Here is a 25,683-nt window from a genome sequence, read left to right as displayed (position 1 = left end):
CCCGGGCCCGAAGCCCGTCACGGTCGGCAGCGGCCGCGATCAGCAGTCACAGCACGAGCAGTCACAGCAATCGCAGCCGTCACAGCAGCAGTCGCAGCCGTCGCAGCACGAGCCGCAGTCGCACCAGCCCGAACGCTTCCTGCCCGACCACGGACCCTCGAACTCGTCGGCGCAGCACACCTTGCAGGTGCAGCACAGCCCGACGGCCATCACGCACCCGGCCCAGAACCCGCGCCCACCGGGCCGCGGCGGCTCACCGCCCCCGGCGTAGGGGTGGCTCGGACGGTTCAAATCGTGCGGGGCCTGCGGGGCGTGCGGCCCCTGCGGTGGGCCGAAGGCCCCCTCGGGCGCGTGCCCGCAGGACTCGGTGCCGAAGGCGCGGTCGACCGAACGCCTGAGTTCGTGCACGAGCAGCCGGTGGGCGAGCCGCCCGTCGCCGAACTCCACCTCGCTCAGGGCGAGCCGGATGCCGTGCACCGCGTCGTCGGCGAGCCGGCGCGCCTCGACGAGCGGGGTTCCGGTGGCGGTGAGCGGGTTCCAGGCGCCGGTCGCGGCGTCGGCCGCGCGGTCCTCCACGGCGTCCAGCAGATGTGCGAGCCGCCCGAACAGGCGCCCGGCCTCGGCGAGCGGAGCGGCGTTGCCCGGCCGCCCGGCGAGGACCGCGGTGTGCGCGAAGGCCGCTGCGGTCGCGGTCTCGGTCGGTTCGGTGACGGTGAGGATCGGCGTGCCGGGGCCGGCGAGCGCCTCGACGCCGGCCTGCCGGTCCACCGCGTCCAGGAGGACGGCGGTGTCGAATCCGACGCCGGCTCCCGTACGGGCGCCCGCCCGGCTCCAGTTGTCGGCGACCCGGCGCGCGGCGAGCGCCACCGGCCGGCGCGCCAGCAGTCCGTCACCGTCGGCGACGTGGTCGCGCACCTTGGCCGAGGCCAGGACCAGCGAGACGGCCGCGGCGAGTCGAGGCCCCTCCCCCAGGGCGACGGACGCGGTGCGCATCCCGCGCAGCGGACACGGCCCGGCGGTGCGCCGCAGACCGCCGGCCCGGCTCTCCCGGTGCGCCTGAGCCTCCGTCAGGACCGAGACGAGCAGCCCGTCGTAGTTCGTCACGATCCTCGCGAACTGCCCGTGGTCACCGCGCAGGGCCAGGCACAGTCCGCACAAGTGGGCTGTCCACTCGGCGCCGAGCTTCTCCCCGAGCCGGTGGCGGCAGGGCCTGACGATTCCGAACACGACCATCCCCCTTGGTGTGCAGAGCGTTGAGTCGCGGCATCGTATCGACCCCTTCGTTCACCCGTACGCCCCGTCCGTCACCCATGTGCGGAGAACAATCATATTTCACTCTCAGTCAGCAGTCGTGTAGGTCGGAACCCTTGGGGCACACGGGCTCTCGACGTATTAGCCGTGCACCAGTACCGTCACAAACCCCCCGTGCGGCGTGCGTTCACTTGGCGCGTTGTCAGCATCATGGATGACCATAGGGATGCGGAATGCAGGAAAGACCGCTGTGAGAGGAGGCGTCCATGGGATCGGTACGCAAGGCGAGTGCGTGGCTCGGCCTCGTCGACGACAACGATGACGAGCGCTACTACGACGACGACTACACGGAGGGGACCGAGGACGGGGACGCCTGGGTCACCGATCCCCGGGTGAAGGTGGCGACGGACACGGCACAGGACAGGGGCCGCCGGATCGGCACGGTGACCCCGGACAGCTTCCGGGACGCCCGTGCCATCGGCGAGCTGTTCCGGGAGGGCGTGCCCGTCATCATGAACCTGACGGCCATGGAGGCCTCCGACGCCAAGCGCGTGGTCGACTTCGCGGCCGGGCTCGTCTTCGGTCTGCGCGGCTCCATCGACCGCGTGTCCACGCGGGTGTTCCTGCTGTCCCCCGCCGACACCGAGATCGTCAACGGGGATCCCGCGGTGCACCGTTCGGACGGTTTCTTCAACCAGAGCTGAGGCAGGGCCGTACACCGGCCCTGCCCCGTCCGGGGCTCACCGGAAGGCGTCGAGCCCGGTGAGCGCCTTGCCCAGCACGAGCTGGTGCATCTCGACGGTGCCCTCGTAGGTGAGCACCGACTCGAGGTTGGTCGCGTGCCGCATCACGGGATATTCCAGGGAGATCCCGTTGGCGCCGAGAATCGTCCGCGCCGTACGGCAGATCTCGATCGCCTCGCGCACGTTGTTGAGCTTGCCGAAGCTGACCTGCTCGGGACGCAGGCGGCCGGCGTCCATGCGCCGCCCCAGGTGGTGGGCGAGCAGAATCCCCTTGTGCAGTTCGACCGCCATGTCGGCGAGCTTGGCCTGGGTGAGCTGGAAGCCGCCGATGGGCCTGCCGAACTGCTCGCGCGAGACCGCGTAGTCGAGGGCGGCCTCGAAGCTGGAGCGGGCCGCGCCCATGGCGCCCCAGACGATGCCGTAACGGGCGTGCGACAGACAGCCGAGCGGTCCGCGCAGCCCGGTGACCTCCGGCAGTACGGCGTCGGCGGGCAGCCTCACGTCGTCCAGGACCAGCTCGCTGGTGACGCTCGCCCGCAGCGACCACTTGTGCTTGATCTCCGGGGCGGAGAACCCGGGCGTGCCGGCCGGTACCAGGAAGCCGCGGATGCCGTCCTCGGTCCGGGCCCAGACGACGGCGACACCGGCCACGGAGCCGTTGGTGATCCACATCTTGCGGCCGTTGAGGATCCAGTCGGTGCCGTCGCGCTTGGCGTGGGTGCGCATGGCGGCGGGGTCGGAGCCGTGGTCGGGCTCGGTGAGCCCGAAGCAGCCGATCACCTCGCCGGCTGCCATGGAGGGCAGCCACCGCTGCTTCTGTTCCTCGCTTCCGAACCGGTGGATGGCGTACATGGCGAGCGAGCCCTGCACCGAGACCAGGGACCGGATGCCGGAGTCGGCGGCCTCCAGCTCCAGGCAGGCGAGCCCGTACTGGACGGCGGTGGCACCGGCGCAGCCGTACCCGGTCAGGGACATGCCGAGGGCGCCGATGCTCCCGAGCTCGCGGGACAGTTCCCGGATGACGGGCAGTTCGCCCTTCTCGTACCACTCGGCGACATGCGGCAGAACGCGGTCGGCCGCCCACTGCCGCATGGTGTCGCGGACGGCGAGGTCCTCCGGCTCCAGCAGGTCGTCGAGCCCGAGCGGGTCGGCGGGATCGAACGAGGGCAACGAAGACAACGGAGACTGCGAGGACATGAGGACCCCTCCGGCGACGGCAACTGAAACTAGCAGCGCTAGCTGTGCGACTCCGGCCCGACGTTACGACGCGGGACCGCCCACGTCCAGCCTGCTCCTCCGCCCGCCGCGGCAGCGCCGCGGGAGAGGAAGGGCGCTCACGCCGAGACGCGGGGCCGCTCGGCCTCCCGCTGCGCGGGCAGTTCGACCGGCGGCTCCTCGCAGTGCATCACCCGCGGCAGCCGCAGCGCCATCACCGCACCCAGCAGCAACAGCCCCGCACTCACCAGCAGCGTCACATGCAGCCCGTGCACGAAGGCGTCCCGGGCCGCCCGCCGCAGCGCGGCCCCGACCGGCCCGCCGAGCTGGTCGGCGACCCCGTAGGCCTCCCCCAGCGAGTTCGCCGCCGCGCCGGACGCCTTCGCGGGCACCCCCGGCACATCGGCGAGCCCGGGCGCGTAGGCCGCGTTCATCACCGTGCCCAGCAGGGCGATGCCCATCCCCGCGCCCAGCTGGTACGACGTCTCCCCGATCGCCGCCGCGCCGCCCGCCTGCTCGGCCGGCGACTCGCTCAGCATCGACTCGTACGCCCCGAAAAGCGTCGTCTCCAGGCCGAAGCCGAGCAGCGCGAAGCCGGCGAGGAGCAGCCCCGGGTTGTCCCGGCCGCCCATCATCGTGAGCAGCACCACCGCGGCGGCGGTCACGCAGAACCCGAAGCACACCATCCGCCGCGGCCCGAACCTCCGCAGCATCCGCGCCCCGGCCAGTCCGGCCGCCATCGCGGCGAACGTCAGCGGCAGCAGCCGCAGCCCCGTGGCGAGCGGCGAGAGGCCGAGGACCAGTTGCAGGTACTGCGCCGCGATCAGTTCGAGCCCGACCAGCGCCAGCATGGCCAGCACGATGCAGCCCACCGACGTGCTGAACGCCGGGCGCGCGAACATCCTGAGGTCCACCAGCGGATGGGTCCGCCGCCGCTGCCGTCGTACGAACGTCACCAGCAGCGCCGCGCCGACCACCAGCGGCCCCACGGTGAGCACGCTCAGGGCCGTCTCACCGCCACCGAGCCGCTTCACGCCCAGCACCACACCGAACAGTCCGGCCGCCGCCAGCAACGCGCCGACGATGTCCCAGGGCCCGTCACGGTCGCCGGTCGACTCGGGCAGCAGCAGCCGGCCCACCGGCAGACTGACCAGCATCAGCGGGATGTTGACGAGGAAGACCGATCCCCACCAGAAGTGTTCGAGCAGGAAGCCGCCGAGCAGCGGCCCGACCGCCGCGCCCACCGCGGCGACCGCGCTCCAGATCCCGATCGCCAGCGCGCGCTCGCGCCGGTCCGGGAAGACCTGCCGCAGGAGCGACAGCGTGGCCGGCATGATCATTGCGCCGCCGACGCCGAGCAGCGCCCGCGCGAAGATCAGCATCTGGGGGGTGGGGGCGAAGGCCGCCACGGCGGAGGCGATGCCGAAGAGGGCGTAGCCCAGCAGCAGGATCCGTCTGCGGCCCACCCGGTCGCCCAGGGTGCCGAACAGGATCAGCAGCGAGGCGCAGACGAGGGGATAGGTGTCGACGATCCAGAGCAGTTCGATGGCGCCGGGCCTGAGGTCCTCGGTGACCGCGGGCACCGCCACGTGCAGCACGGTCGCGTCCACCGCCACCAGCAGCAGGCTGACGCAGAGGACGACCAGGACGACCCAGCGGTTGGCACCGGCCCCGGCCGCCCGGCGGCGGAGCCGGTCGGTGGCCGCGGTCGTCCCGGACATGTACGTACCTCCCAGATGAACCCTCGCGTTCGACGGTCCGCGGGACGGGGACTCCCCGCGGCTCGGCCGGAGCGGAGCGGTGGCCCCCGACCTGCGCGTCGACGTGCGAGTGACACGTCAGCGTACGCTCATTCGCCCGGATGGCGCGTGGCCCACCTCTCAGAGCACGCGCCCAACCCGTGTGGCGTACGCCACTCCGCTTGTCCGTCGGCCCTCCCTGCGTGCCTGGTGAGCGGCCTGTGAGCGTGCCCCGGTGGCGGCTCCGGTTTCCGGCAGCGCCGATAATCGAGTCCGTGAGCGATCTTGCGACGCACGTGGCGGGTGTACGTGCCGGGGCCCTGCGGCGGGCCGCCCCGGCTCTCCTCGGGTACGCCGCCGTGCGCACGCTGGGCCTGATCACCCTGGCGCTGTGGAGCGCCGAGCACGGCAAGAGCTGGTACACACTGCTGACCGCCCGCTGGGACTCGCTCTGGTACACCGGGGTGGCCGGAGGCGGCTACGGCTACGAGATACGCCTGCCGAACGGTGACGTGCACTCGAATCTGGCCTTCTTCCCGCTGCTGCCCTGGCTGGAACGGCTGCTCGCCGCGGTGAGCCCGCTGTCGTACGCCGACGCGGGCTTCGCCGTCAGCCTGTTCGCCTCGCTCGCCGCGGCCTGGGGGATCTTCGCGGTGGCCGATCACGTGTACGGCCGCGAGGCCGGCGTCGCCGCGGCACTGCTGTGGGCGGTGCTGCCGGTCGGGATCGTGCAGTCGATGGCCTACAGCGAGTCGCTGTTCACGGCGCTCGCCGCCTGGGCACTGTACGCGGTGCTCACCGGCCGCTGGGTGACCGCGGGTGCGCTGGCACTGCTGGCGGGGCTGACCCGGCCGGTGGGTCTCGCGGTGGTCGCCGCGGTGTGGACGGCCGCGCTTGCCTCGTTCGTGGGAGACCGGAGCGCGACGGCGGCGGACGGCGCACGGGACACGCTTCGCTCCCCGGCCGTCGCCGGGCACGCCACCGCCCGCCGTCTGCTCGGCATGGCGCTCGCCCCGCTCGGCGCCGCCGGATACGTCCTGTGGGTCGGCCACCGCACCGGCAAGGGCCCCTTCGGCTATCTCGACGTCCAGGCCGGCTGGCGCAACGGCTTCGACGGCGGGTACGCCTTCGCCCGCTTCGTCGCCGACAAGTTCACGTCCTTCCCTTCGGCCCTCGCCGGGATCGCGCTGATCGCCGGGGTCGCCGCGGTGATCCGGCTGTACGTCGTCGGCGTACGGCAGCGGCAACCGCTCGCGCTGCTGGTGTACTCGGGAGTGGTGACCGCGCTCGCCCTGTGCGCGTCGAGCTATTTCGGCTCCAAGCCGCGTCTGCTGCTGCCCGCCTTCCCGCTGCTGCTGCCGCTGGCGTCGGCGCTCGCCCGGACGCGCGTCGCCCGGGCGGCGCTGATCGTGGGCGCCGTCGCGGTGGCCTCGGCGGTCTACGGGGCGTTCTGGCTGAACGGCTCCGGTCCTCCGTGACCGGGTCCGTCCTGCCGAGGGCGCGCGGAATTTCATCCCGGTGTTCGGTCGACGCATCAACGCATTCATAAGCGCCGCATAAGCATTCGCCGGAATGATCAAAGGAAATGCGGGACGGGTTCGTTCGTGATTGCGGATTCCGTGGATATAAAGCCCCGTTGAGAGCAATCCCACATCACGTGGTCATCACAAATCACGTGCGTCGTCAGGGAACACACCTCACTCGCTGTAACGTCGATTGGGTGCGTACCGAACGAACCCTCACCCGCCTGGACCGGGTGTTCGCCAGGCTGGACCGTGAGCCGCAACGGCCGGCGCACATCGACATGCCGCGAATGAGCCGCCACCGGTTCGTGCTCCTCTCGGCGACCCTGGCCTTCTACCTGGCGATCGTCTGGGCCGTGATCACCACCTCGTGGCTGGTCCGGCTCGACTGGCAGGTCATGTTCTTCCGGCCGTACCAGCAGTGGCCGCAGATCCACGCGTTCCTCGACTACTACGTGGTGCTCGGCCAGCGCGGCCCCACCGCCGTGATGGTGTGCGCGTGGCTGGGCTGGCGCTCCTGGCGGCAGCACACACTGCGCCCGCTGCTGACCCTCGCCGCCTCGCTGCTGCTGCTCAACGCCACGGTCGGCGCCGCGAAGATCGGCATGGGGCGTCTGGGACCGCACTACGCGACCGTCATCGGCTCCAACGAGATGGGCCTGGGCGGCGATATATTCCCCAGCGGCCACACCGCCAACGCCGTCGTGACCTGGGGCATCCTGGCCTATCTGGCCTCCACCCCGAGGGCGCGCCGCTGGCTGTCGGCACTGTCCGCGGTGACGGCGCTCGGCGTCGGCCTGACCACGGTCTACCTGGGTACGCACTGGCTGAGCGACGTGCTCCTCGGCTGGGCCGCGGGGCTGCTGATCCTGCTGGCGCTGCCGTGGTTCGAGCCGCTGATCGCCCGGACCGAGGTCGCCCTGTTCGACCTGCGCGACCGCTGGCGCGCCCGTCGCGGCCGCCGGGCACCGGTGCCCGCGCCCGCCGCACCGGTCGGCGCCCCCGTCGTGCTCACCCCGCGTGCCCCGGCCGCGGACGAGTCCCCGGCGGCCCACGAGACGGTCGGCGCGGGACACGCGTCCCGGACGCCGGCCCACCTCGCCCAGGGCCGGCACACGGGCCGCTCGGAGCGCACCCCGGTCACCCCGGCCGGCAGCCGCAGACCGCCGCACGCCGAGCGCGTCACGCGCAACACGGCCTCGGCGGCCCGCCCCCTGACGGGCAGTTGACGAAGGACCGCCGTGGGGGCTGCGAGCGCCCGCGGCCGTTCAGCCCTTCCAGGCCCGTGCCACGCGGCCGTCCCTGACCTCGAAGTTCAGCCGCCCGAACCGGTACTCCATGGTGATGATCGCGCCCGGCGGCAGTGACCGCACCGTGCTCCAGCCCCGTTCGCGCGCGAGCCGTTCGGCCTGTCCGGCCTCGAGGCCGACGTAGGCGTCGGGGTTGTCCTGGGGTTCCGCGGGCGGAGTGGGATTCGGTGCCATACCGCCACGCTAGGTGCCGGACCGCCTCGGGGAAAGCCCGCCCCGTGCACACGGGTCACTTCGATGGCTCCAGTCCCTCCTGTCACGCTTCTGTCACAGGTCCCCACGTCCGAAGCGGTCTCGCTGCGTCACACGTACGGGCGGTTCAGCCCGTCTTCCGCAGTCGTACGCACACAATTTCCGGCAGCCGGTGCAGCACCGGGAAAAGCCCCGCCGAATGCGCCGGAAGAAGCGTTCCCCGACCTCCCCTGGACTGCCGCACATTCGGAATCCGCGGCCGCACCGGGGAGCCGGCACGGCACAGGAATTCGGCGCTTCCGCTGCCGAAGCCGGTGCCCCGCCGGACTGCGGAAGGCCCCGCCCGGTCGGTGGACCGGACGGGGCCTGGTGCCCGTGGTGCGAGCCGGAGCGACTCAGATCTCGAGGCGCTGGCCGGGCACGATCAGATCGGGATCGTCGCCGATGACGGACCTGTTGACGGCGTACAGCCGCTGCCAGGTGGTTCCGTGCCGGGCGGCGATGCCGCTCAGCGTGTCTCCCGCGCGAACGATGTGCTCGCCGCGGGAGGCACCGCGGTTGGTGTGGCCCGCCTCGCGTGCCGGCGCCGTCGACGGCCGCCGCGGCGGAACCGCGTTCCGTGTCCTTGACCGGTCGCCCTCCTGGACCGGCTTGTTCACCGACTTCCGTGTGCTGTGCGCCGATCCGGTGGTCGCGGTCCTTTCCGTACCCGATCCGGCCGCGGGTGCGCCGCCGTACGCCCCGGCCCTGGCCGAGCAGACCGGCCACGCCCCCCAGCCCTGGGCCTGCTGGACCCTGGTGGCGACGGCGATCTGCTGGTCCCTGGAGGCCTGGTCGGCGGTGGGCGCGTAGGCCGTGCCTCCGTAGGCGCGCCAGGTGCCGGCGGCGAACTGGAGCCCGCCGTAGTAGCCGTTGCCGGTGTTGATGTGCCAGTTGCCGCCGCTCTCGCACTGGGCGATGCGGTCCCACACGCCGCCGTCCGCCGCGTGGGCGTTGCCGGTGGCTGCCAGCAGCCCGAGCGGGGCGAGCAGCGCCGCCCCGGCGAGAGCCGCCGTCGTCCGTGCCCTGCGGGCGTTGTCGCGCATGGTGTCGTGGCTCTTATCGGCACATTCGGACATGTGGATCCCTCTCGAAACACCCGGGGCCCCCCAGGCCGGGCACGCCCGCCGCGCATGGACGCGGTCGGCGCGCTCGCCCCGTCCGCCGCACGAGGCCGGGCCGAGTCGTACTCGGCCCGGTGCGGTCGGCGGACGTTCCCGAGCGGTGCTCGTTGCACACGGCTGAGGAATGTAGGGAGCGGGCGGAGTCCGGAGCAACCAACGGCCCGTTCTGCCAGGCCAGTTCACGGTTACCGGTGGTAGCGGAAATTTTCGGCCACCCACTTAATTCGCTGATTTCCTGATTTTTCGACCACCGGCACCGGCGATCTGTGACTCACTTCACCCATCCAACCCCCTTGAACTTGGGGGGAGTTGACCGTGAGTGCCGGATTCCGCACCGCGTGTCACCCTCCGCACGGGATGGTTCGATTCCGTTCGCCGGAGGGCGTGACTCCCGCCACAGATCGCCCGTTGTCTTCTTCATGAGCCGGGTCCCTCCCGGTTCATGGGCCGGGAGCCACCCGGCTCCGCCACGTACCGCATCCCGAGGGAGCCACCCGTGCCGCGCATGCTCGACGTCAGTGACGCCGTACGCGCCGAGATCGGCGACGAAGAGGCCGACCGGCTGCTCGCCGGACAGAACGCCCCGGGCAGTTACGACTGCACCTCCTGCCGCACTCCCGGCGACTCCGAACTGGAGCGCACCAGCACCGTCCTGTTCGTCGGGGACGAGACCGCCGTCCTCGCCTTCGCCCACGCCACCTGCCTGCCCTCGCAGGTCGTCCAGGTCACCGAGGACCAGCTGCGGGGTGCGGTCCGCTCCATCCACTCGGACACGAACCCCTCCGGCAGGGTGCCGGAGCAGGCCCCGCCCCAGTGGTCCACGGCCCAGCAGGCCGCGCCCCAGATGGCGGCGCCGGAGCAGGCCGTGCTCGGGGTGACCAGCGGACTCGTCCTGATCACCGGGGAGTTGCACCCCGCCCTGGTCGTCGAGCCGACCGCGCCCATCGTGCGTCCGGGCTCGCTGGGCACCGGCGACGAGTTCCTGCCGCTGCTCGTCGAGCAGGGCTACGTCCCGGTGACCGAACTCGCCGCTGTGCCGCCGGTGCTGCACGGCTGGTCGGTGCTGCTCGCCATGGGGCAGCTGCACGCGGTCCTCCAGCCCCAGGCGGGCGGCGGCCAGCCGGTGGCCTGGTGGCAGGCGCACCAGCCGCTCCAGGTCACCGACGGCTGGCGGGCGGCCGCCAACAAGCACCAGCAGGTGATCATGTTCGCCGCGCCGGTCGGGTCCATCGGCCGCCAGCCGCGGGAGGACCTGCTGCGGGACGCGCTGGACAAGGCCGCGGCGAGCGGGCGGCTGGTCGCGGCGACCCTGCCGCTCGCGGGGACCTAGGGGCTCTCGTTTGGATCATGCCGGGCTCGCGGGGCCTGGCACCGCTCCCCCCAAGCTCTTCGAGCAGGGGGCACCCCCAGCGGCGTTGTCGTCGGTTGGCAGGGCTCCGCCCTGCCGCCCTCCTCCGCCTTGCGAGGCACGGCACCAGACCCCGCTCCCTGATCCGGCCTGAGCCGAACGAAAGACCCTAGCCGCATCCCTTCCGATTCGGGGTCGTTTGGAGATACGTGCACGCATATGACGTTCCCCGCCGCCAGTCCTACCCGCCGATCCCTTCCCCGAGCTCTCGACTGCGCTCGGGCAGGGAGGTACCACCGGCGCGGGCGCCTCAGGATCATCACGGCGGCAACTCGGCCACGCCGATCTACGACGCGCTCTACGCCGAGTTCGTCAAGTCCTACCGGACCCTGCCGGGCGACCGCAGCGGCGAGGAGGATCTGGGCTTCGTAGCGTTCGGGAACCTGCCGCACGACACGGGCTCCACCGTGTACGGCGCCTACAGCCTGGGGGCCTACGGCACCCGCCATGTCACGGGCCGGCAGCAGGCGCAGTGGCAGCGGGTCGGGACGATCGGCCGGCAGGACACCGGGATGCACCACGTCCCGGCGGCCCTGCCGCCCGCACGGCGCGGCGGAATCTGATCCGCCGACGGCGAAGGGGCGGCCCCTGTCCAGGGGCCGCCCCTTCGCCGTCACCGCTACTTCTTCTTCGCGCCGCGCTTCTCGCGCACCCGCACCGAGATGTGGATCGGCGTGCCCTCGAAGCCGAACTCCTCGCGCAGCCGTCGCTCGATGAACCGCCGGTAGCCCGCCTCGATGAACCCGGAGGCGAACAGCACGAACCGCGGCGGCTTGGTGCCGGCCTGGGTGCCGAACAGGATGCGCGGCTGCTTGCCGCCCCGGATCGGGTGCGGGTGGGCGGCGACCAGCTCGCCGAGGAAGGCGTTCAGACGGCCGGTCGGCACCCGGGTCTCCCAGCCGGCCAGCGCCGCCTCGATCGCCGGGACCAGCTTCTCCACGTGCCGCCCGGTCTGGGCCGAGACGTTGACACGCGGGGCCCACGCGATCTGCGCGAGTTCGGTCTCGATCTCCCGCTCCAGGTAGTAGCGGCGCTCCTCGTCGAGGGTGTCCCACTTGTTGTAGGCGATGACGAGCGCGCGGCCCGCCTCCACTGCCATGGTGATGATCCGCTGGTCCTGCACCGAGATGGACTCGGAGGCGTCGATCAGGATGACGGCGACCTCGGCCTTCTCGACGGCGGCCGCGGTGCGCAGCGAGGCGTAGTAGTCGGCGCCCTGCTGGAGGTGGACACGCTTGCGGATGCCGGCGGTATCGACGAACTTCCAGGTCTTCCCGCCCAGTTCGATCAGCTCGTCGACCGGGTCGCGGGTGGTGCCGGCCAGTTCGTTGACGACGACGCGCTCCTCGCCCGCCACCTTGTTCAGCAGCGAGGACTTGCCGACGTTCGGGCGGCCGATCAGGGCCACCCGGCGCGGGCCGCCGATGCCGCCCCCGCCGAACGTCTCACGCGGCGCCTCGGGGAGCGCCTCCAGGACGCGGTCCAGCATGTCGCCGGTGCCGCGGCCGTGCAGGGCCGAGACCGGGTGCGGCTCGCCGAGGCCGAGCGACCACAGGTACGTGGCGTCCGCCTCGCCGCTCTGGCCGTCGACCTTGTTGGCGCACAGCACAACCGGCTTGCCCGCCTTGCGCAGGAGCCGCACGACGGCCTCGTCGGTGTCGGTGGCGCCGACCTTGGCGTCGACGACGAACACCACGGCGTCGGCGGCCTCGATGGCGTACTCGGCCTGCGCGGCCACGGAGGCGTCGATGCCGAGGACGTCCTGCTCCCAGCCGCCGGTGTCGACGACCTTGAAGCGGCGGCCCGCCCACTCGGCCTCGTAGGTGACGCGGTCGCGGGTGACGCCCGGCTTGTCCTCGACGACCGCCTCGCGGCGGCCGATGATGCGGTTCACCAGAGTCGACTTGCCGACATTGGGGCGGCCGACGACGGCGAGGACGGGCAGCGGGCCGTGTCCGGCGGCCTCGATGGCGCCCTCGACGTCCTCGACGTCGAAGCCCTCTACCGCGGCGAGCTCCATGAACTCCGCGTACTCGGCGTCGCCGAGCGCCCCGTGCTCGTACTCGTGCTCTGCCGAGCCGTCGGGCTGGATGTCGTCGTTCATGAAGTCCGTACCTCGTCGTTCATCGTGGTGATCGGTGAACCACCGCCGGTTCGCGGTGCTCCACTACTCAAGTGTCGCCCTGGCGCCCGGTCAGGCGCCTGGCGTTTTCCAGGTGGCCGGTGAGCTGCTTCTGGATGCGCTCGGTGGCCTCGTCCAGGGCCCGGCGCGTACGCCGCCCGCCGTCGTCGCCCGCTTCGAAGGGTTCGCCGAAGACTACGTCGACCCGGTGACGCAGCGGAGGCAGACCCTTTATCAACCGTCCGCGCTGTTCGGAACTTCCCAGCACGGCCACCGGGACGATCGGGGCGCCGCTGCGGACCGCGAAGTAGGCGAGCCCGGCCCGCAGCGAGGCGAAGTCGCCGTCGCCCCGGGTGCCTTCGGGGAAGATCCCGAGGACGCCGCCCTGCTTCAGGACACCGAGCGCCCGCGTGATCGCCGAACGGTCCGCGGAGTGCCGGTCCACCTGGAGCTGGCCGATGCCGGTCAGGAAGGAACCGAGCGGGCCGACGAACGCCTCCTTCTTGATCAGGAAGTGCACCGGCCGGGGTGCCACGCCCATGACCATCGGGCCGTCGACGTTGTGCGCGTGGTTGACCGCGAGGATCACCGGGCCGGTGGCGGGCACCTTCCAGGCACCCAGCACGCGCGGGCGCCACAGCCCGTACATCAGCCCGACGCCGATGCGCCGGCCGACGTCGGCGCCGCGCTCCGACGGAGGGCCCGCCGCGGGCTCCGGCGGACGGCTCACTTCGCCGCCCGCTTCTCCTCGACGAGGGTGACCACGCACTCGACGACCTGCGCCAGCGTCAGCTCGGTGGTGTCCACCTCGACCGCGTCGCCGGCCTTGGCCAGCGGGGAGGTCTTGCGGCTGGAGTCGGCCGCGTCCCGCTTGACCAGGGCCTCGCGGGTGGCGTGGACGTCGACGCCCTTGAGCTCGCCGCTGCGCCGGGCGGCGCGGGCCTCGGGGGAGGCGGTGAGGAAGATCTTCAGGTCGGCGTCGGGCAGCACGGTGGTGCCGATGTCGCGGCCCTCGACGACGATCCCCGTCTCGGCGGACGTGGCCAGCGAGCGCTGGAGCTCGGTGATCCGGGTCCGCACCTCCGGCACGGCGCTGACCGCGCTGACCTTGGAGGTGACCTCCTGGGTGCGGATCGGGCCGGCCACGTCCACGCCGTCGACGGTGATCGTCGGGTGGGCGGGGTCGGTGCCGGAGACGATCTCGGGCTTGCCGGCCACCGCGGCGATCGCGGTGGGGTCCTCTATGTCGATCCCGTTGGTCACCATCCACCAGGTGATCGCCCGGTACTGGGCGCCGGTGTCCAGGTAGCTCAGGCCGAGCTGCGTGGCCACGGCCTTCGATGTGCTCGACTTGCCCGTGCCGGAGGGGCCGTCGATGGCAACGATCACGGGCAGGGCGGTCCGGGCGGCGCCGATTTCCACAGCGGGGCACCTTCCTGGTGAAGGGTGGTGGGTGGTGTGCGGGACGCGAGGGCGCCCCGCACAAGGTTACTGGCTTCCCGGACGCCCTCTTACTGGCGGATGGACCAGCCCCGCTCCCTCAGGGCCGAGGTGAGGACCGGTGCCGCCTTCGGCTCGACCATGAGCTGCACCAGACCGGCCTGCTGCCCGGTGGCGTGCTCGATGCGCACGTCCTCGATGTTGACCCCGGCCAGCCCCGCGTCCGCGAAGATGCGGGCCAGCTGCCCGGGCTGGTCGTCGATGAGGACCGCGACGACCTCGTACACCCGCGGCGCGGACCCGTGCTTGCCGGGGACCCGGACCTGGCCGGCGTTGCCCCGCCGCAGCACGTCCTCGATACCGGTGGCGCCCTCGCGGCGCTTGGCCTCGTCGGAGGACTGGAGGGCGCGCAGGGCCTGCACGGCCTCCTCCAGGTCGACGGAGATGTCGGAGAGCAGGTCGGCGACCGGTCCCGGGTTGGCGGAGAGGATGTCGATCCACATCCGCGGGTCGGAGGCCGCGATCCGGGTCACGTCCCTGATGCCCTGCCCGCACAGCCGTACGGCCGCCTCCTCCGCGTTCTTCAGACGCGCGGCGACCAGGCTGGAGACCAGGTGGGGCATGTGGGAGACGAGGGCCACGGCACGGTCGTGGGCGTCGGCGTCCATGACGACCGGGACCGCCCGGCAGTGCGAGACGAGCTCCAGGGCGAGGTTGAGGACCTCGGTGTCGGTGTCCCGGGTGGGGGTGAGCACCCAGGGGCGGCCCTCGAAGAGGTCGGCGGTCGCCGCCAGCGGACCCGACTTCTCGCGGCCCGACATGGGGTGCGTGCCGATGTAGCCGGACAGGTCCAGGCCCATCGACTCCAGCTCGCGGCGCGGGCCGCCCTTGACGCTGGCCACGTCCAGGTAGCCGCGGGCCGCGCCCCGGCGCATGGCGCCCGCAAGCACTCCCGCCACGTGCGCGGGCGGCGCGGCGACCACGGCGAGGTCGACCGGGCCGTCGGGGGCCGCGTCCGTGCCGGCGCCGAGCGCCGCCGCCGTGCGGGCCTGCTCCGGGTCGTGGTCGACGAGGTGCACGACCACCCCGCGCCGGGCGAGGGCCAGGGCGGCGGAGGTGCCGATCAGCCCGGTGCCGATGACGAGTGCGTTTCTCACTGGGCGATGTCCTTGCGCAGGGCGGCCGCGGCGCCGAGGTAGACGTGCGCGATCTCGGCGCGCGGCCGGTCGGACTCGATGTGCGCGAGGACGCGGACCACGCGGGGCATGGCTCCCGCGATGTCCAGTTCCTGGGCGCAGATCAGCGGTACGTCGACGATGCCGAGCTTGCGGGCCGCGGCGGCCGGGAAGTCGCTGTGCAGGTCGGGGGTGGCCGTGAACCAGACGCTGATCAGGTCGTCGGCGCTCAGGCCGTTCCGCTCAAGGACGGCGGTGAGCAGCGCCCCCACCTGCTCGTCCATGTGGCCGGCCTCGTCCCGTTCGAGTTGGACGGCTCCCCGGACCGCTCGTACCGCCACGGCGCTGCTCCTTGCTGAGGTGAATCGGGTCTCGGGCATCCAGCCTAGTCAGACCGCGTGGGGCGGGTGGGCGGCGCCCGCCCGCTGAGACAACAAGTGAAACGGGTGGTTTATCGCGTACTGCCCCGATTTGCTTCGACTTCATGGTGTTCGATGCGAAAATGCTGCTGCTCCGCTCGGAGCTCTTCCCCTCCCCCGGAACCCCCGGAGTGATGAAACATGACCCAGAGCTCTACGCGGCGCACGGTGCTCGCCACGAGTGCGGCGGCGCTCGTGGCGGCGGGCTGCGGCAAGACCGGCAGCAGCAACTCGGAGGCGTCACCCGCCTCCGAGGCCACCTCTCCCCCGGAGACGGCCTCCCCCACGGGGGCGTCGCCCACCTCGGAGACGTCCCACCCGGCGGCGACCTCCCCGGCCACGGAGGGGACCGCCGCCGGGCGTGAGCTGACGAGCACGGCCGACATCCCGGTGGGCGGGGGCAAGGTCTTCGCGCAGCAGAAGGTCGTGGTCACCCAGCCGGAGAAGGGCGAGTTCAAGGCCTTCTCGGCGATCTGCACCCACCAGGGCTGCACGGTGAACAGGGTGGCCGACGGCACCATCGACTGCCCCTGCCACGGCAGCAGGTTCCGCGTCACCGACGGCTCGGTGGCCCACGGCCCGGCCGTCAGACCGCTCCCCGTCAAGCAGATCAAGATCGAGGGGAACTCCGTCCGCCTGCTTTGAGGATCCGCGGCCCCGGGGTCGTGTTCACCGCGCCCGCTCCCCGCGGAGCCCGATCACCGACGCGTGGCGGACTCTCTGCGCCGTGTCCGCCACGCGTCGGCCTGCCGGGGAGACGGCTGAGCCGTCCGGGGCCCGGAGGGCTCGGACGGCTCGGACGTCCTGACGAGGTCTAGAGGTCGACCTCGTTCATCAGCATGCCGACCTCGGTGTTCGACAGGCGGCGCAGCCAGCCGGACTTCTGGTCGCCCAGGGTGATGGGTCCGAAGCCGGTGCGGACCAGCTTGTCGACCGGGAAACCCGCCTCCGCGAGCATGCGGCGGACGATGTGCTTGCGGCCCTCGTGGAGGGTGACCTCCACGAGGTAGTTCTTGCCGGTCTGCTCGACCACCCGGAAGTGGTCCGCGCGCGCGTAGCCGTCCTCCAGCTGGATGCCGTCCTTGAGCTGCTTGCCCAGGTCCCGCGGGATGGGGCCGACGATGTGCGCGAGATAGGTCTTGCGCACGCCGTACTTCGGGTGGGTCAGCCGGTGCGCCAGCTCGCCGTGGTTGGTGAGCAGGATCACGCCCTCGGTCTCGGTGTCGAGCCGGCCCACGTGGAAGAGGCGCGTCTCGCGGTTGGTGACGTAGTCACCGAGGCACTGGCGGCCCTCCGGGTCCTCCATGGTGGAGACCACACCGGCGGGCTTGTTCAGCGAGAAGAACTGGTACGACTGCGTGGCCACGGTCAGCCCGTCGACCTTGACCTCGTCCTTCTCCGGGTCGACCCGGCGGCCCTGCTCCAGGACGATCTCGCCGTTGACCTCGACCCGGGCCTGCTCGATCAGCTCCTCGCAGGCGCGCCGCGAACCGTACCCGGCACGGGCGAGCACCTTCTGCAGCCGCTCGCCCTCCTGCTCGGCGCCCGGGAAGGTCTTCGGCAGCTTGACGTCCTTCTTGCCGGCGTACCGGTCGCGGTTGCGCTCCTCCATCCGCGTCTCGTACTCGCGGGAGCGGGCCGGAGCCGTACGGCCGCCCTGCTGGGGCTGCTTGGGGCCGCCCTTGACACCGCCGCGCGCGGATCCGCCGCGCCCTGCCTTCGGGCCGTCCTTCGTCGCGCCGGGGCCGACGTCGTAGCGGCGCTCCTCGGGTCGGGGCTTGCGGGGGCGGCCCTGCCCCTGCCGCTCGTCCCTGTTGTCGCCGGCACCGCGGTGGTTGCCGCGCCCGCCGTTCCTGCCGCTGCCGCTGCTTCGCATCAAAGTTCCGTCGTCGTGTTCGTCGTGTGGTCGCCGTCTGCGCCCGGCGCGTCATCGGGAGCGTCCGGGTCGAACGACGGTACGCCCTCCTGGGTCTCGGCCTCGATCGCCTCCGCCTCCGGGAGGAAGGGCGCGAGCTCCGGGAGTTCGTCCAGACCGCGCAGGCCCATCCGCTCCAGGAAGTAGTTCGTCGTCCTGTACAGGATCGCACCTGTTTCGGGTTCCGCGCCCGCCTCCTCGACCAGACCTCGCTGAAGCAGGGTCCGCATGACGCCGTCGCAGTTGACTCCGCGGACGGCCGAGACCCGGCTGCGGCTGACCGGCTGGCGGTAGGCGACCACGGCGAGGGTCTCCAGGGCGGCCTGGGTGAGCCGGGCCTGCTGGCCGTCCAGGACGAAGCCCTCGACGGCGGCCGCGTACTCGGGGCGGGTGTAGAAACGCCAGCCGCCGGCGATCAGCCGCAGCTCGAAGCCGCGCCCCTGGACGGTGTACTCGTCGGCCAGTTCGCGCAACGCGTCCGCGATCTGCCGGCGGGGCCGCTGGAGGATCTTCGCCAGGTGCTCCTCGGTCGCGGGCTCGTCCACGACCATGAGGACGGCCTCCAGGGCGGCCTTCAGGTCGAGGCCGGCGACGGTGGACGGGCCCGCGGACGGTTCGGTGGTCTCCTCGCTCACGCCTTCATCTCCTCCTTGGGCTCCATGGGCTCCTCGGACTTCTCGGGCACCTCGGGCGGACGGTCGAACTCGTCCGTCACGGTGGGCGTCTCGTCCCCGTCACCGCCGGTCCAGCGCACGGTCAGCTCGCCGAGCGCGGTCTCCTGGTCCAGGGCCACGGCCTTCTCGCGGTACAGCTCGAGCAGGGCGAGGAAGCGGGCCACGACGGTGAGTGTGTCGTCGGTGTCCGCCACCAGCTCACGGAAGCCGGCCTCACCGAGCTCCCGCAGCCGGGCGATCACGATCCCGGCCTGCTCCTGCACACTGACCAGCGGCGCGTGGATGTGGTCGACGTACACCTGCGGCTTGGGCTTGGGCTGCATCGCCTTGACGGCGAGTTCGGCGAAGCGGGCCGCGCCGATGCCGATGACGACCTCGGGCAGCAGTTCGGCGTGGTGGGGTTCCAGTCCCACGGTGCGGGGGTGGCGACGGCCCTCGTCGTCCAGCCGGCGGCTGAAGATGTCGGCGATCTGCTTGTACGCGCGGTACTGGAGCAGCCGTGCGAACAGCAGGTCCCGGGCCTCCAGCAGGGCGAGGTCGGCCTCGTCCTCCACCTCGGCGGCGGGCAGCAGCCGGGCCGCCTTGAGGTCGAGCAGGGTGGCGGCCACGACCAGGAACTCGGTCGTCTGGTCCAGGTCCCAGTCGGGTCCCATGGCCCGGATGTGCGCCATGAACTCGTCGGTGACCTTGGACAGGGCCACCTCGGTGACATCGAGCTTGTGCTTCGAGATCAGCTGCAGCAGCAGGTCGAACGGCCCCTCGAAGTTGACCAGCCGGACCGTGAACACCCCGTCGCCGGCCTCCGGCGTGGGCTCGGCGGGCAGCTCGGTTGACGGCCCCGCCGGGGCGCCTCCGGGGAGTTCCGCCGGGGGCTCGGGAGGCTCCTCGGCAGCCCCGGGTGCGGGCATGGGCTCCGCGGGCGCGGCCGGCGGTTCGGGACGCTCGTCCTGGGGCGCCGGCGGTGGGTGGGCCGGGGAGTCGCTTGCCGTTCCCGGGCCGCGGCCCAGGGCGCGCCGTCGGCCGGTGGGGGTGGGAGCGTCGTTCGAGGTCATGGCCGTCGCAGGCTACCGCCTACGGCCCGCTCGGACGGCTAACGTCCGCGCAGCCGCCGTACCAGGATGCTTGCCTCGCCCCGGGACTCCAGGTCGGCCAGCACCACGGCGACCGCCTCGCGGACGATGCGCCCTCGGTCCACGGCGAGTCCGTGCTCGCCGCGGAGCACCAGACGGGCGTGTTCGAGGTCCATGAGCTCCTCGGCGGACACGTACACGGTGATCTTCTCGTCGTGCCGTTCGCGGCCGCTCGGCCGGCGTGCCGCGCTGCGGCCCCGCTTGCGCGACTGCTCGGCCGCAGGGGCAGAACCTTCCTGCGGCGCCGCCGAACGCCGAGCGGGGCGCTCCGCGGTCGTGGACCGGCTGCGGGACTCGCCCGTGTCCGTCGGCCCCGCCTCCACCGCCACGTGCTCCGCGCCCTCGCCGTCGCCGCCCTGCGCGGGCACCGACTGCGGCGCATCCTCGGCCGCGGCGGTCGGATCGCTCTCCCCCGCGGGGGCGGGCACCCGGGCCTCGCCGCCTGCCTGGCGTCGGGGAGTGGACGGCTGGAGCGCCATTCCCCCTGTCGTACGGAACAGTTCGTCGGCCCCCGGCAGACTCACTCGGCGTGACACCGGGCGAGCACCTCCCTGGCGAGCTGGCGGTAGGCGGCCGCACCTACGGAGTTGGAGGCGTACGTGGTGATCGGCTCACCGGCGACCGTGGTCTCCGGGAAGCGGACCGTGCGTCCGATGACCGTGTGGTACACGTGGTCGTCGAACGCCTCGACGACACGTGCCAGCACCTCGCGGCTGTGCACGGTGCGCGAGTCGTACATCGTGGCCAGGATCCCGTCGAGCTCCAGCTCCGGGTTGAGGCGCTCCTGGACCTTCTCGATGGTCTCGGTCAGCAGGGCCACACCGCGCAGCGCGAAGAACTCGCACTCCAGCGGCACGATCACCTTGTGCGCGGCCGTGAGGGCGTTGACGGTGAGCAGGCCGAGCGAGGGCTGGCAGTCGATGACGATGTAGTCGTAGTCGTCCATCAGCGGCTTCAGGGCTCGCTGGAGCGTCGACTCGCGCGCGACCTCGCTCACCAGCTGGACCTCGGCGGCCGACAGGTCGATGTTGCTGGGCAGCAGGTCCATGTTGGGGACCGCCGTCTTCAGCAGGACCTCGTCCGCGGACATGCCCCGCTCCATGAGCAGGTTGTAGACGGTGAGGTCGAGCTCCATGGGGTTGACGCCGAGACCCACCGACAGCGCGCCCTGCGGGTCGAAGTCCACGAGCAGGACACGGCGGCCGTACTCCGCGAGCGCGGCACCCAGGTTGATGGTCGACGTGGTCTTGCCGACGCCGCCCTTCTGGTTGCACATCGCGATGATCTTCGCGGGGCCGTGGTCGGTCAGCGGACCCGGGATCGGGAAGTACGGCAGCGGGCGTCCGGTCGGGCCGATGCGCTCACGGCGCTGGCGGGCCGCGTCGGGCGCGAGCGTGGCCGCGTACTCGGGATCGGGCTCGTACTCGGCGTCGGGGTCGTAGAAGTGCCCGTCGGGCAGTTCGTCGTAGTCGGCGAAGTGGTTGTGGGGCGCGCCACTTCCGTCGCCGGCCATGGCGTTCACGTGATGGCCATCCATGCTTGGGGGTGCTGGCTGAGTCACTCCTGTTGTCCGGTGACTCTGGTGGGCTGCGAAGGTGCGCACAGCGACGGAGCCGACAGCCTCGAGCCGCGTGGGGCCCTGGCCCGGCGCAGGCATTCCTGGTTGACCACCCCCGGGAGAAAATGTCGACTCATTCACAAGTCGTCTTACCTCCTTGGTGACCAGGGGACTTCTAGACAGGTCAGCGTGGCACCATGCCGACGTTTGGCGACTCTATGGCGTGTCGGCGGTCCGCAGCAACACAATCCGCCGGACCCGGCCCGATGTGTCGGTAATGGAACATCCCTCTGTCAAGGGCGTACGAGCGTCGCACGGCAGGTTTCACCGGTGCGTGAATCGGTCGAATGGTTGCGTTCGAGGCGAGTTGACCGAGTGCGGCGAAGTGACCATACACACATCCGGCCGGACCTTGTGGGACAAGGTCCGGCCGGCCGTGCGAGGTTGACGACACGAGTTGACGTATCGCCTTTCATGCCTTGGCGACTTGGCGACCCGCTCAGCCGAGCAGGGACTCCAGCGCGACGTGCTCCAGGCCGTGGGCCTCCGCGACCTCGCGGTAAACGACCTTGCCCTCGTGGGTGTTGAGGCCCTTGGCCAGCGCCGCGTCACGGCGCAGCGCCTCCACCCAGCCGCGGTTGGCGACTTCGACGATGTACGGCAGCGTGGCGTTGGTCAGCGCGTAGGTCGAGGTGTTGGGCACCGCGCCCGGCATGTTGGCGACGCAGTAGAACACCGACTCGTGGACCTTGAAGGTCGGCTCGGCGTGCGTGGTCGGGTGGGAGTCCTCGAAGCAGCCGCCCTGGTCGATCGCGATGTCGACAAGGACACTTCCGGCCTTCATCCGGGACACCAGCTCGTTGCTGACCAGCTTCGGGGCCTTGGCGCCCGGGACGAGCACGGCGCCGACGACGAGGTCGGCCTCGACGCAGGCCTTCTCCAGCTCGAAGGCGTTGGAGACGACGGTCTTGATCTTCGTGCCGAAGATCCTGTCCGCCTCCTTGAGCTTGTTGATGTCCTTGTCCAGGAGCGTCACGTGGAAGCCCAGACCGATGGCGATCTGCGCGGCGTTCCAGCCGGAGACGCCACCGCCGATGATGACGGCCTCGCCGGCCGGCACGCCCGGGACGCCGCCCGGCAGCACACCGCGGCCGCCCGCGGCGCGCATCAGGTGGTAGGCGCCGACCTGCGGCGCGAGGCGGCCCGCGACCTCGGACATCGGGGCGAGCAGCGGCAGCGCGCGGCTGGGGAGCTCGACGGTCTCGTAGGCGATCGCCGTGGTGCCCGACTCCAGCAGGGCGTCCGTGCACTCCTTGGAGGCGGCCAGGTGCAGGTAGGTGAAGAGGATCTGGTCCTTGCGGAGGCGGTGGTACTCCTCGGCGATGGGCTCCTTGACCTTCAGCACCATGTCGGCGGCGGCCCAGACCTCGTCCGCGGTCTCGAGGATCCGGGCACCGGCGGCCACGTACTCCTCGTCCGGGATCGAGGAGCCGACACCCGCGTTCCGCTCGACGACGACCTGGTGGCCGTTGCGCACGAGCTCGTGCACGCCTGCGGGGGTGATGGCCACCCGGAACTCGTTGTTCTTGACTTCGCGGGGGATGCCGACCTTCACGTCGATCACGGTCCTTGGCTCAGAGAATGTGGGGCAATTGCAGACGTACCCCGGCATGCGAAGGCATACCAGGCGACACCGCAGGAGAACGAGCGGCAGCACCAGTCTAATGAAGGCTTTCCCTCTGTCTAGCCTTTCATTGCATCAATCTTCAGTGGATGCACTGCGGATTTCGCAGGCATTGGCGCCTTCTTCCGTCAATGGGCCCTCCGGACCCCCGTCCTCGGCCGCAGGGACCTCTTCGACTTCGGCGTCGAGCAGGCGCCGGGCCGCCCGGCGGTGCAGGGCCGCCGTGGTCGCGTCGCCCAGCCGCTCCAGGGTGTCGGCGAGCCGCAGCTGGAGCGCCGCCTGGAGCCGTACGTCCTCGGCGCGGCGGGCCCACTCGACCGCCTCCTGGCAGGTGCGCAGGCAGTCCTCGGGCCGCCCGGCGTACTCCTGGACACGCGCCAGCTCGCTCAACGCCCGCGCGTGGGCGGCGACATCGCCGGACTTCCGGTGCACGGCGGCGGCCGCCCGCCAGTTGCGAAGCGCCTCGCCGTAGCGGCCCGTGTAGGTGTGCGCGGTGGCGATGCGGCCGTAGAGGCGGGCGGCGTCCTCGCGCTCCGCACGTGCCAGCCGCTGCGCCAGGGCCCGGCCGAACCAGTCGGCGGCCCGGTCGTAGTCCCCGAGCTCCTGGTGGGAGCTGCCTACGGATTCCATGGCGCGGCTGATCGCGTACGGGTCCTCGGCCTCCCGTCCGGCATCCAGCGCGGCCCGGTAGCGGGCCAGTGCCCCCGCCGTACGCCCGGTGCGGGCGTCCAGGTCGGCGAGGTTCAGCAGGGCGGCGGCCTTCTCCCGGGGCAGCCCGCGCCGCTCGGCCACGTCCATGACGAGCCGGTGGACGCCGTAGAGGTCGGCGGCCGCGGCCTGGGTGCCGATGTGCGCCACCATGGCCCGCACGAGCTGGGACATCAGACGGCGGGCCAGGGTGTCCAGCTCGCCGTCGGCGACGGCGAGCCGGGCCGCGGCGAGCAGGGCGGGCCTGCGGGCGCGCAGCCACCTCTCGGCGGCCCGCGGCGTGGCGAAGCGCAGCCCGGAAGGCAGGCTCTTGAGCTTCTCCCTGGTCTCGGGGCTGTCGGTCTCGGTGATCGCCCGGCAGGACTGGAGCAGCCGCACGGTCCGTTCCAGCATCCTGGCGCGGGCGAGCCGCAGCTCGGCGGGGCGGTCCTGGCGCTCGGCGAGCTCAGCCAGCAGCGGGTGCAGGCAGCCGGGGACCTCGTAGCACGGCATCGAAGAGGGGACGGCGCGCAGCAACCCGAGGTCGGCGAAGTCGTCGAGGAGACCGCGGGCGGCCTCGACCGAGCAGCCGGCGAGCGCCGAGGCGGTCTGCGGGTCGACGTCACCGGCCGGGGCGAGGGAGAGCAGCCGCAGCAGCCGGGCGGCCGTGCCGGACAGGGTGCCGTGCACGAACCGCAGCACCCGGCCGAGGACGGAGCCGTCGTCGGGGTCGGCGCGCAGCTGCTTGGTGAGATCGGCGACGGCCGCCTGGGGATGGGCGGCGAGCCAGCCGCCGGCCAGCGTCAGCGCGGCGGGCTGGCCCTGGCAGACCTCGACCAGGCTCTCGGCGGCCCGCGGGTCGACGGTGATGCGCACCGGGTCGATGCGCTGTGCCAGCAGTTCCACACCGGACTTGGTGTCCAGGCCGCCCAGGGTGCACGGGCGAACGTCGGCGATCCCGGTGAGCGGGCCCCGGGAGACGGCGACGAGGAGGCAGTCGGCGTTCTCCGGCAGCAGCGCGTCGACCTGGTCCGCGCCGGCCGCGTCGTCCAGCAGGAGCAGTGCCCGGCGCTCGGCGAGCGCGGTGCGCAGGGCCTCGGTCAGGTCGTCCTCGGCGGCGCCGGGCGGGGTCGGCAGATCGAGGGCGGTGAGCAGGTCGCGGGCGAGGACCTCGACTGCCACGGGGGTGCCGTCGGGCTCGGTGAGCCTGGCGCGCAGCACACCACCGGGGTAACGCTGCGCGACCTGCTCCACCAGTTCCTCGGCGAGTGCCGTACGGCCGGATCCGGGCCTGCCCGCGATCAGCAGGACGCGTGCGCGGGGCGCCTTGCGGCCGGTCAGGGTGTCGAGGCCGGTCCGCTCGATGTCGGCGCGCAGCTCCTTCAACTCCCGCTTACGGCCCAGGAAAAGACTCTTCGCGGCCGCGGGGAACGAATCCCCGCCGGACAGGCCCACGCCGCCTGCGTCCACCGCCTGATCCGTCACGGGCCACACTCCCGTCCCACCGCACGTGCAAGCCCGCCGGGACTCCGGTCCGGGCGCTTCCAGAGCCTAGTTCACGCTCTGCGACGTACCGTGCGGAGCACGACGGACACGTCGCCCGATCGGATCAGGCGATGGTCACACCGCGAGGTTCGACGGCGCGCTCAGGACGCGAAGGGGCGCGCCGGCCAGGGCGCCTCGGCCGGGCGCAGCGCGTCCAGCCCGTCCCCCTGGCGTGCGGCGACCAGCGACAGGACCCCCACCGCCAGGCAGGTGTTGTGCAGTTCGCCCGCGAGCACGCCCCGCACCAGTTCGTCCACCGGCATCCGCGCGTGCTCCATGTCGGTCTCCTCGTGCTCCGCCGCGAAGCGCTCGCCGACCGCCTCGGACAGGCCCCGGGCGAGGAAGATCCGCACGGACTCGTCGGAGCCGCCGGGCGAGGTGTAGACGTCGGTCAGCACCCGCCAGTCCTCGGCCTTGACGTGGGCCTCCTCGTACAGCTCGCGCTGGGCGGCGTGCAGCGGGTTCTCGCCGGGCACGTCGAGCAGGCCCGCCGGGATCTCCCACAGCCGCTGCCGCACCGGGTGGCGGTACTGGCGGATCAGCAGCACCCGGTCCTCCTCGTCGAGGGCGAGGACGGCCACGGAGCCCGGGTGCACCTGGTAGTCGCGGGTGACCACGGAACCGTCCGGCATGACCACGTCGTCGGTGCGGACGGAGGTCTTGCCGCCGACGAACGGGGTGCCGGTGGCCCGGATCTCCCACTCCTCCGGGATGTCCTTGATCGTCATGCCCTGCCCTTTCCGACGTGCGCAAACAGAACGGGGGTGCGCGCCTTCGACGGCACGCACCC

The 25,683-nt window shown here is 72.0% G+C and carries 24 protein-coding genes; 6 read left to right on the top strand and 18 right to left on the bottom strand.

Annotated features, from left to right (window positions below; genetic code table 11):
- Nucleotides 1–39: 39 nt before the first annotated feature.
- Nucleotides 40–1,227, bottom strand: a complete 1,188-nt coding sequence (locus CG719_RS07190) for a DUF5685 family protein (protein WP_199836551.1) — start codon at nucleotides 1,225–1,227, stop codon at nucleotides 40–42.
- Between the two features lie 290 nt (nucleotides 1,228–1,517).
- Between CG719_RS07190 and CG719_RS07185 the strand changes: the two genes are divergently transcribed.
- Nucleotides 1,518–1,955, top strand: coding sequence for a cell division protein SepF (locus tag CG719_RS07185; protein ID WP_100567667.1), 438 nt, complete (start codon nucleotides 1,518–1,520; stop codon nucleotides 1,953–1,955).
- 36 nt (nucleotides 1,956–1,991) lie between these two features.
- Here the strand turns inward: CG719_RS07185 and CG719_RS07180 are convergent, their stop codons facing one another.
- Nucleotides 1,992–3,191, bottom strand: coding sequence for an acyl-CoA dehydrogenase family protein (locus tag CG719_RS07180; protein ID WP_100567666.1), 1,200 nt, complete (start codon nucleotides 3,189–3,191; stop codon nucleotides 1,992–1,994).
- 137 nt (nucleotides 3,192–3,328) lie between these two features.
- Complete coding sequence (locus tag CG719_RS07175; protein WP_100567665.1) at nucleotides 3,329–4,930, bottom strand: MFS transporter; 1,602 nt, start codon at nucleotides 4,928–4,930, stop codon at nucleotides 3,329–3,331.
- Between the two features lie 293 nt (nucleotides 4,931–5,223).
- Between CG719_RS07175 and CG719_RS07170 the strand changes: the two genes are divergently transcribed.
- On the top strand, nucleotides 5,224–6,426 hold the full coding sequence (locus CG719_RS07170; protein WP_100567664.1) for a mannosyltransferase family protein: 1,203 nt from the start codon (nucleotides 5,224–5,226) through the stop codon (nucleotides 6,424–6,426).
- A gap of 242 nt (nucleotides 6,427–6,668) precedes the next feature.
- Entirely contained in the window at nucleotides 6,669–7,700 is a 1,032-nt protein-coding gene (locus CG719_RS07165; protein WP_100567663.1) for a phosphatase PAP2 family protein, read from the top strand.
- A gap of 39 nt (nucleotides 7,701–7,739) precedes the next feature.
- Here CG719_RS07165 and CG719_RS07160 read toward each other — a convergent pair whose 3' ends face one another.
- Both CG719_RS07160 and CG719_RS07155 read right to left on the bottom strand, forming a co-directional pair.
- Nucleotides 7,740–7,955: an I78 family peptidase inhibitor gene (locus tag CG719_RS07160; RefSeq protein WP_100567662.1), complete on the bottom strand. Its 216-nt coding sequence runs from the start codon at nucleotides 7,953–7,955 to the stop codon at nucleotides 7,740–7,742.
- Nucleotides 7,956–8,368: 413 nt separating this feature from the next.
- Nucleotides 8,369–9,091, bottom strand: coding sequence for a LysM peptidoglycan-binding domain-containing protein (locus tag CG719_RS07155; RefSeq protein WP_100567661.1), 723 nt, complete (start codon nucleotides 9,089–9,091; stop codon nucleotides 8,369–8,371).
- Between the two features lie 541 nt (nucleotides 9,092–9,632).
- Between CG719_RS07155 and CG719_RS07150 the strand changes: the two genes are divergently transcribed.
- The gene (locus CG719_RS07150; RefSeq protein ID WP_100567660.1) at nucleotides 9,633–10,466 is read left to right on the top strand and encodes a hypothetical protein; all 834 of its coding nucleotides are present in this window, start codon (nucleotides 9,633–9,635) and stop codon (nucleotides 10,464–10,466) included.
- Between the two features lie 227 nt (nucleotides 10,467–10,693).
- Nucleotides 10,694–11,107: a hypothetical protein gene (locus tag CG719_RS07140; RefSeq protein WP_100567658.1), complete on the top strand. Its 414-nt coding sequence runs from the start codon at nucleotides 10,694–10,696 to the stop codon at nucleotides 11,105–11,107.
- 56 nt (nucleotides 11,108–11,163) lie between these two features.
- Here CG719_RS07140 and der read toward each other — a convergent pair whose 3' ends face one another.
- The 5 genes from der to aroH all read right to left on the bottom strand — a co-directional run bounded on the left by der (nucleotide 11,164) and on the right by aroH (nucleotide 15,622).
- Nucleotides 11,164–12,648 carry a ribosome biogenesis GTPase Der gene (der, locus tag CG719_RS07135; protein WP_100567657.1) on the bottom strand — a complete coding sequence of 495 codons (1,485 nt, stop codon included), beginning with the start codon at nucleotides 12,646–12,648 and terminating at the stop codon, nucleotides 11,164–11,166.
- 67 nt (nucleotides 12,649–12,715) lie between these two features.
- Nucleotides 12,716–13,315: a lysophospholipid acyltransferase family protein gene (locus tag CG719_RS07130; protein WP_100567962.1), complete on the bottom strand. Its 600-nt coding sequence runs from the start codon at nucleotides 13,313–13,315 to the stop codon at nucleotides 12,716–12,718.
- A 77-nt stretch (nucleotides 13,316–13,392) separates the two neighbouring features.
- The gene (gene cmk, locus CG719_RS07125; protein WP_100567656.1) at nucleotides 13,393–14,088 is read right to left on the bottom strand and encodes a (d)CMP kinase; all 696 of its coding nucleotides are present in this window, start codon (nucleotides 14,086–14,088) and stop codon (nucleotides 13,393–13,395) included.
- Between the two features lie 89 nt (nucleotides 14,089–14,177).
- Nucleotides 14,178–15,263, bottom strand: coding sequence for a prephenate dehydrogenase (locus CG719_RS07120; RefSeq protein ID WP_100567655.1), 1,086 nt, complete (start codon nucleotides 15,261–15,263; stop codon nucleotides 14,178–14,180).
- A complete protein-coding gene (gene aroH, locus CG719_RS07115; RefSeq protein ID WP_100567654.1) occupies nucleotides 15,260–15,622 on the bottom strand; it encodes a chorismate mutase in 363 nt (120 codons plus the stop codon). The genes CG719_RS07120 and aroH overlap by 4 nt, the downstream gene beginning before the upstream one ends.
- Before the next feature lie 219 nt (nucleotides 15,623–15,841).
- On the opposite strand from aroH, the gene CG719_RS07110 reads away from it, so the two are divergent.
- Nucleotides 15,842–16,345: a Rieske (2Fe-2S) protein gene (locus CG719_RS07110; RefSeq protein ID WP_100567653.1), complete on the top strand. Its 504-nt coding sequence runs from the start codon at nucleotides 15,842–15,844 to the stop codon at nucleotides 16,343–16,345.
- A gap of 169 nt (nucleotides 16,346–16,514) precedes the next feature.
- Here the strand turns inward: CG719_RS07110 and CG719_RS07100 are convergent, their stop codons facing one another.
- The 8 genes from CG719_RS07100 to CG719_RS07065 form a co-directional block, all read right to left on the bottom strand.
- Nucleotides 16,515–17,576 carry a pseudouridine synthase gene (locus CG719_RS07100; protein ID WP_100567652.1) on the bottom strand — a complete coding sequence of 354 codons (1,062 nt, stop codon included), beginning with the start codon at nucleotides 17,574–17,576 and terminating at the stop codon, nucleotides 16,515–16,517.
- The gene (gene scpB / locus CG719_RS07095) at nucleotides 17,576–18,250 is read right to left on the bottom strand and encodes an SMC-Scp complex subunit ScpB (RefSeq protein WP_100567651.1); all 675 of its coding nucleotides are present in this window, start codon (nucleotides 18,248–18,250) and stop codon (nucleotides 17,576–17,578) included. The genes CG719_RS07100 and scpB overlap by 1 nt, the downstream gene beginning before the upstream one ends.
- Nucleotides 18,247–19,341, bottom strand: a complete 1,095-nt coding sequence (locus CG719_RS07090) for a segregation and condensation protein A (RefSeq protein ID WP_100567650.1) — start codon at nucleotides 19,339–19,341, stop codon at nucleotides 18,247–18,249. Before CG719_RS07090 ends, scpB begins: the two co-directional genes overlap by 4 nt.
- Nucleotides 19,342–19,379: 38 nt before the next feature.
- Entirely contained in the window at nucleotides 19,380–19,955 is a 576-nt protein-coding gene (locus tag CG719_RS07085; RefSeq protein ID WP_100567649.1) for a hypothetical protein, read from the bottom strand.
- Nucleotides 19,940–21,076 (bottom strand): ParA family protein, encoded by a 1,137-nt coding sequence (locus CG719_RS07080; protein WP_100567648.1) that lies wholly within the window; start codon nucleotides 21,074–21,076, stop codon nucleotides 19,940–19,942. Before CG719_RS07080 ends, CG719_RS07085 begins: the two co-directional genes overlap by 16 nt.
- 400 nt (nucleotides 21,077–21,476) lie before the next feature.
- Entirely contained in the window at nucleotides 21,477–22,601 is a 1,125-nt protein-coding gene (gene ald / locus CG719_RS07075) for an alanine dehydrogenase (RefSeq protein WP_100567647.1), read from the bottom strand.
- 135 nt (nucleotides 22,602–22,736) lie between these two features.
- The gene (locus CG719_RS07070; RefSeq protein WP_100567646.1) at nucleotides 22,737–24,833 is read right to left on the bottom strand and encodes a tetratricopeptide repeat protein; all 2,097 of its coding nucleotides are present in this window, start codon (nucleotides 24,831–24,833) and stop codon (nucleotides 22,737–22,739) included.
- Between the two features lie 161 nt (nucleotides 24,834–24,994).
- Complete coding sequence (locus CG719_RS07065; RefSeq protein WP_100567645.1) at nucleotides 24,995–25,621, bottom strand: NUDIX domain-containing protein; 627 nt, start codon at nucleotides 25,619–25,621, stop codon at nucleotides 24,995–24,997.
- Nucleotides 25,622–25,683: the final 62 nt, after the last annotated feature.

It is taken from the genome of Streptomyces sp. CB01373 (assembly GCF_002803075.1).
In the GTDB taxonomy this organism is placed as follows: Bacteria; Actinomycetota; Actinomycetes; order Streptomycetales; family Streptomycetaceae; genus Streptomyces.
This window is presented reverse-complemented; position numbering and strand designations above follow the sequence as displayed.

Bases quoted from the DNA above. Each gene is read 5' to 3' on its own strand.
- CG719_RS07155 (WP_100567661.1), bottom strand. From the start codon at position 9,091: ATGTCCGAATGTGCCGATAAGAGCCACGACACCATGCGCGACAACGCC.
- CG719_RS07175 (WP_100567665.1), bottom strand. From the start codon at position 4,930: ATGTCCGGGACGACCGCGGCCACCGACCGGCTCCGCCGCCGGGCGGCC.
- CG719_RS07160 (WP_100567662.1), bottom strand. From the start codon at position 7,955: ATGGCACCGAATCCCACTCCGCCCGCGGAACCCCAGGACAACCCCGAC.
- CG719_RS07100 (WP_100567652.1), bottom strand. From the start codon at position 17,576: ATGCGAAGCAGCGGCAGCGGCAGGAACGGCGGGCGCGGCAACCACCGC.
- CG719_RS07130 (WP_100567962.1), bottom strand. From the start codon at position 13,315: ATGTACGGGCTGTGGCGCCCGCGCGTGCTGGGTGCCTGGAAGGTGCCC.
- CG719_RS07185 (WP_100567667.1), top strand. From the start codon at position 1,518: ATGGGATCGGTACGCAAGGCGAGTGCGTGGCTCGGCCTCGTCGACGAC.
- der (WP_100567657.1), bottom strand. From the start codon at position 12,648: ATGAACGACGACATCCAGCCCGACGGCTCGGCAGAGCACGAGTACGAG.
- CG719_RS07090 (WP_100567650.1), bottom strand. From the start codon at position 19,341: ATGACCTCGAACGACGCTCCCACCCCCACCGGCCGACGGCGCGCCCTG.
- CG719_RS07110 (WP_100567653.1), top strand. From the start codon at position 15,842: ATGACCCAGAGCTCTACGCGGCGCACGGTGCTCGCCACGAGTGCGGCG.
- CG719_RS07080 (WP_100567648.1), bottom strand. From the start codon at position 21,076: ATGCCTGCGCCGGGCCAGGGCCCCACGCGGCTCGAGGCTGTCGGCTCC.
- CG719_RS07065 (WP_100567645.1), bottom strand. From the start codon at position 25,621: ATGACGATCAAGGACATCCCGGAGGAGTGGGAGATCCGGGCCACCGGC.
- CG719_RS07180 (WP_100567666.1), bottom strand. From the start codon at position 3,191: ATGTCCTCGCAGTCTCCGTTGTCTTCGTTGCCCTCGTTCGATCCCGCC.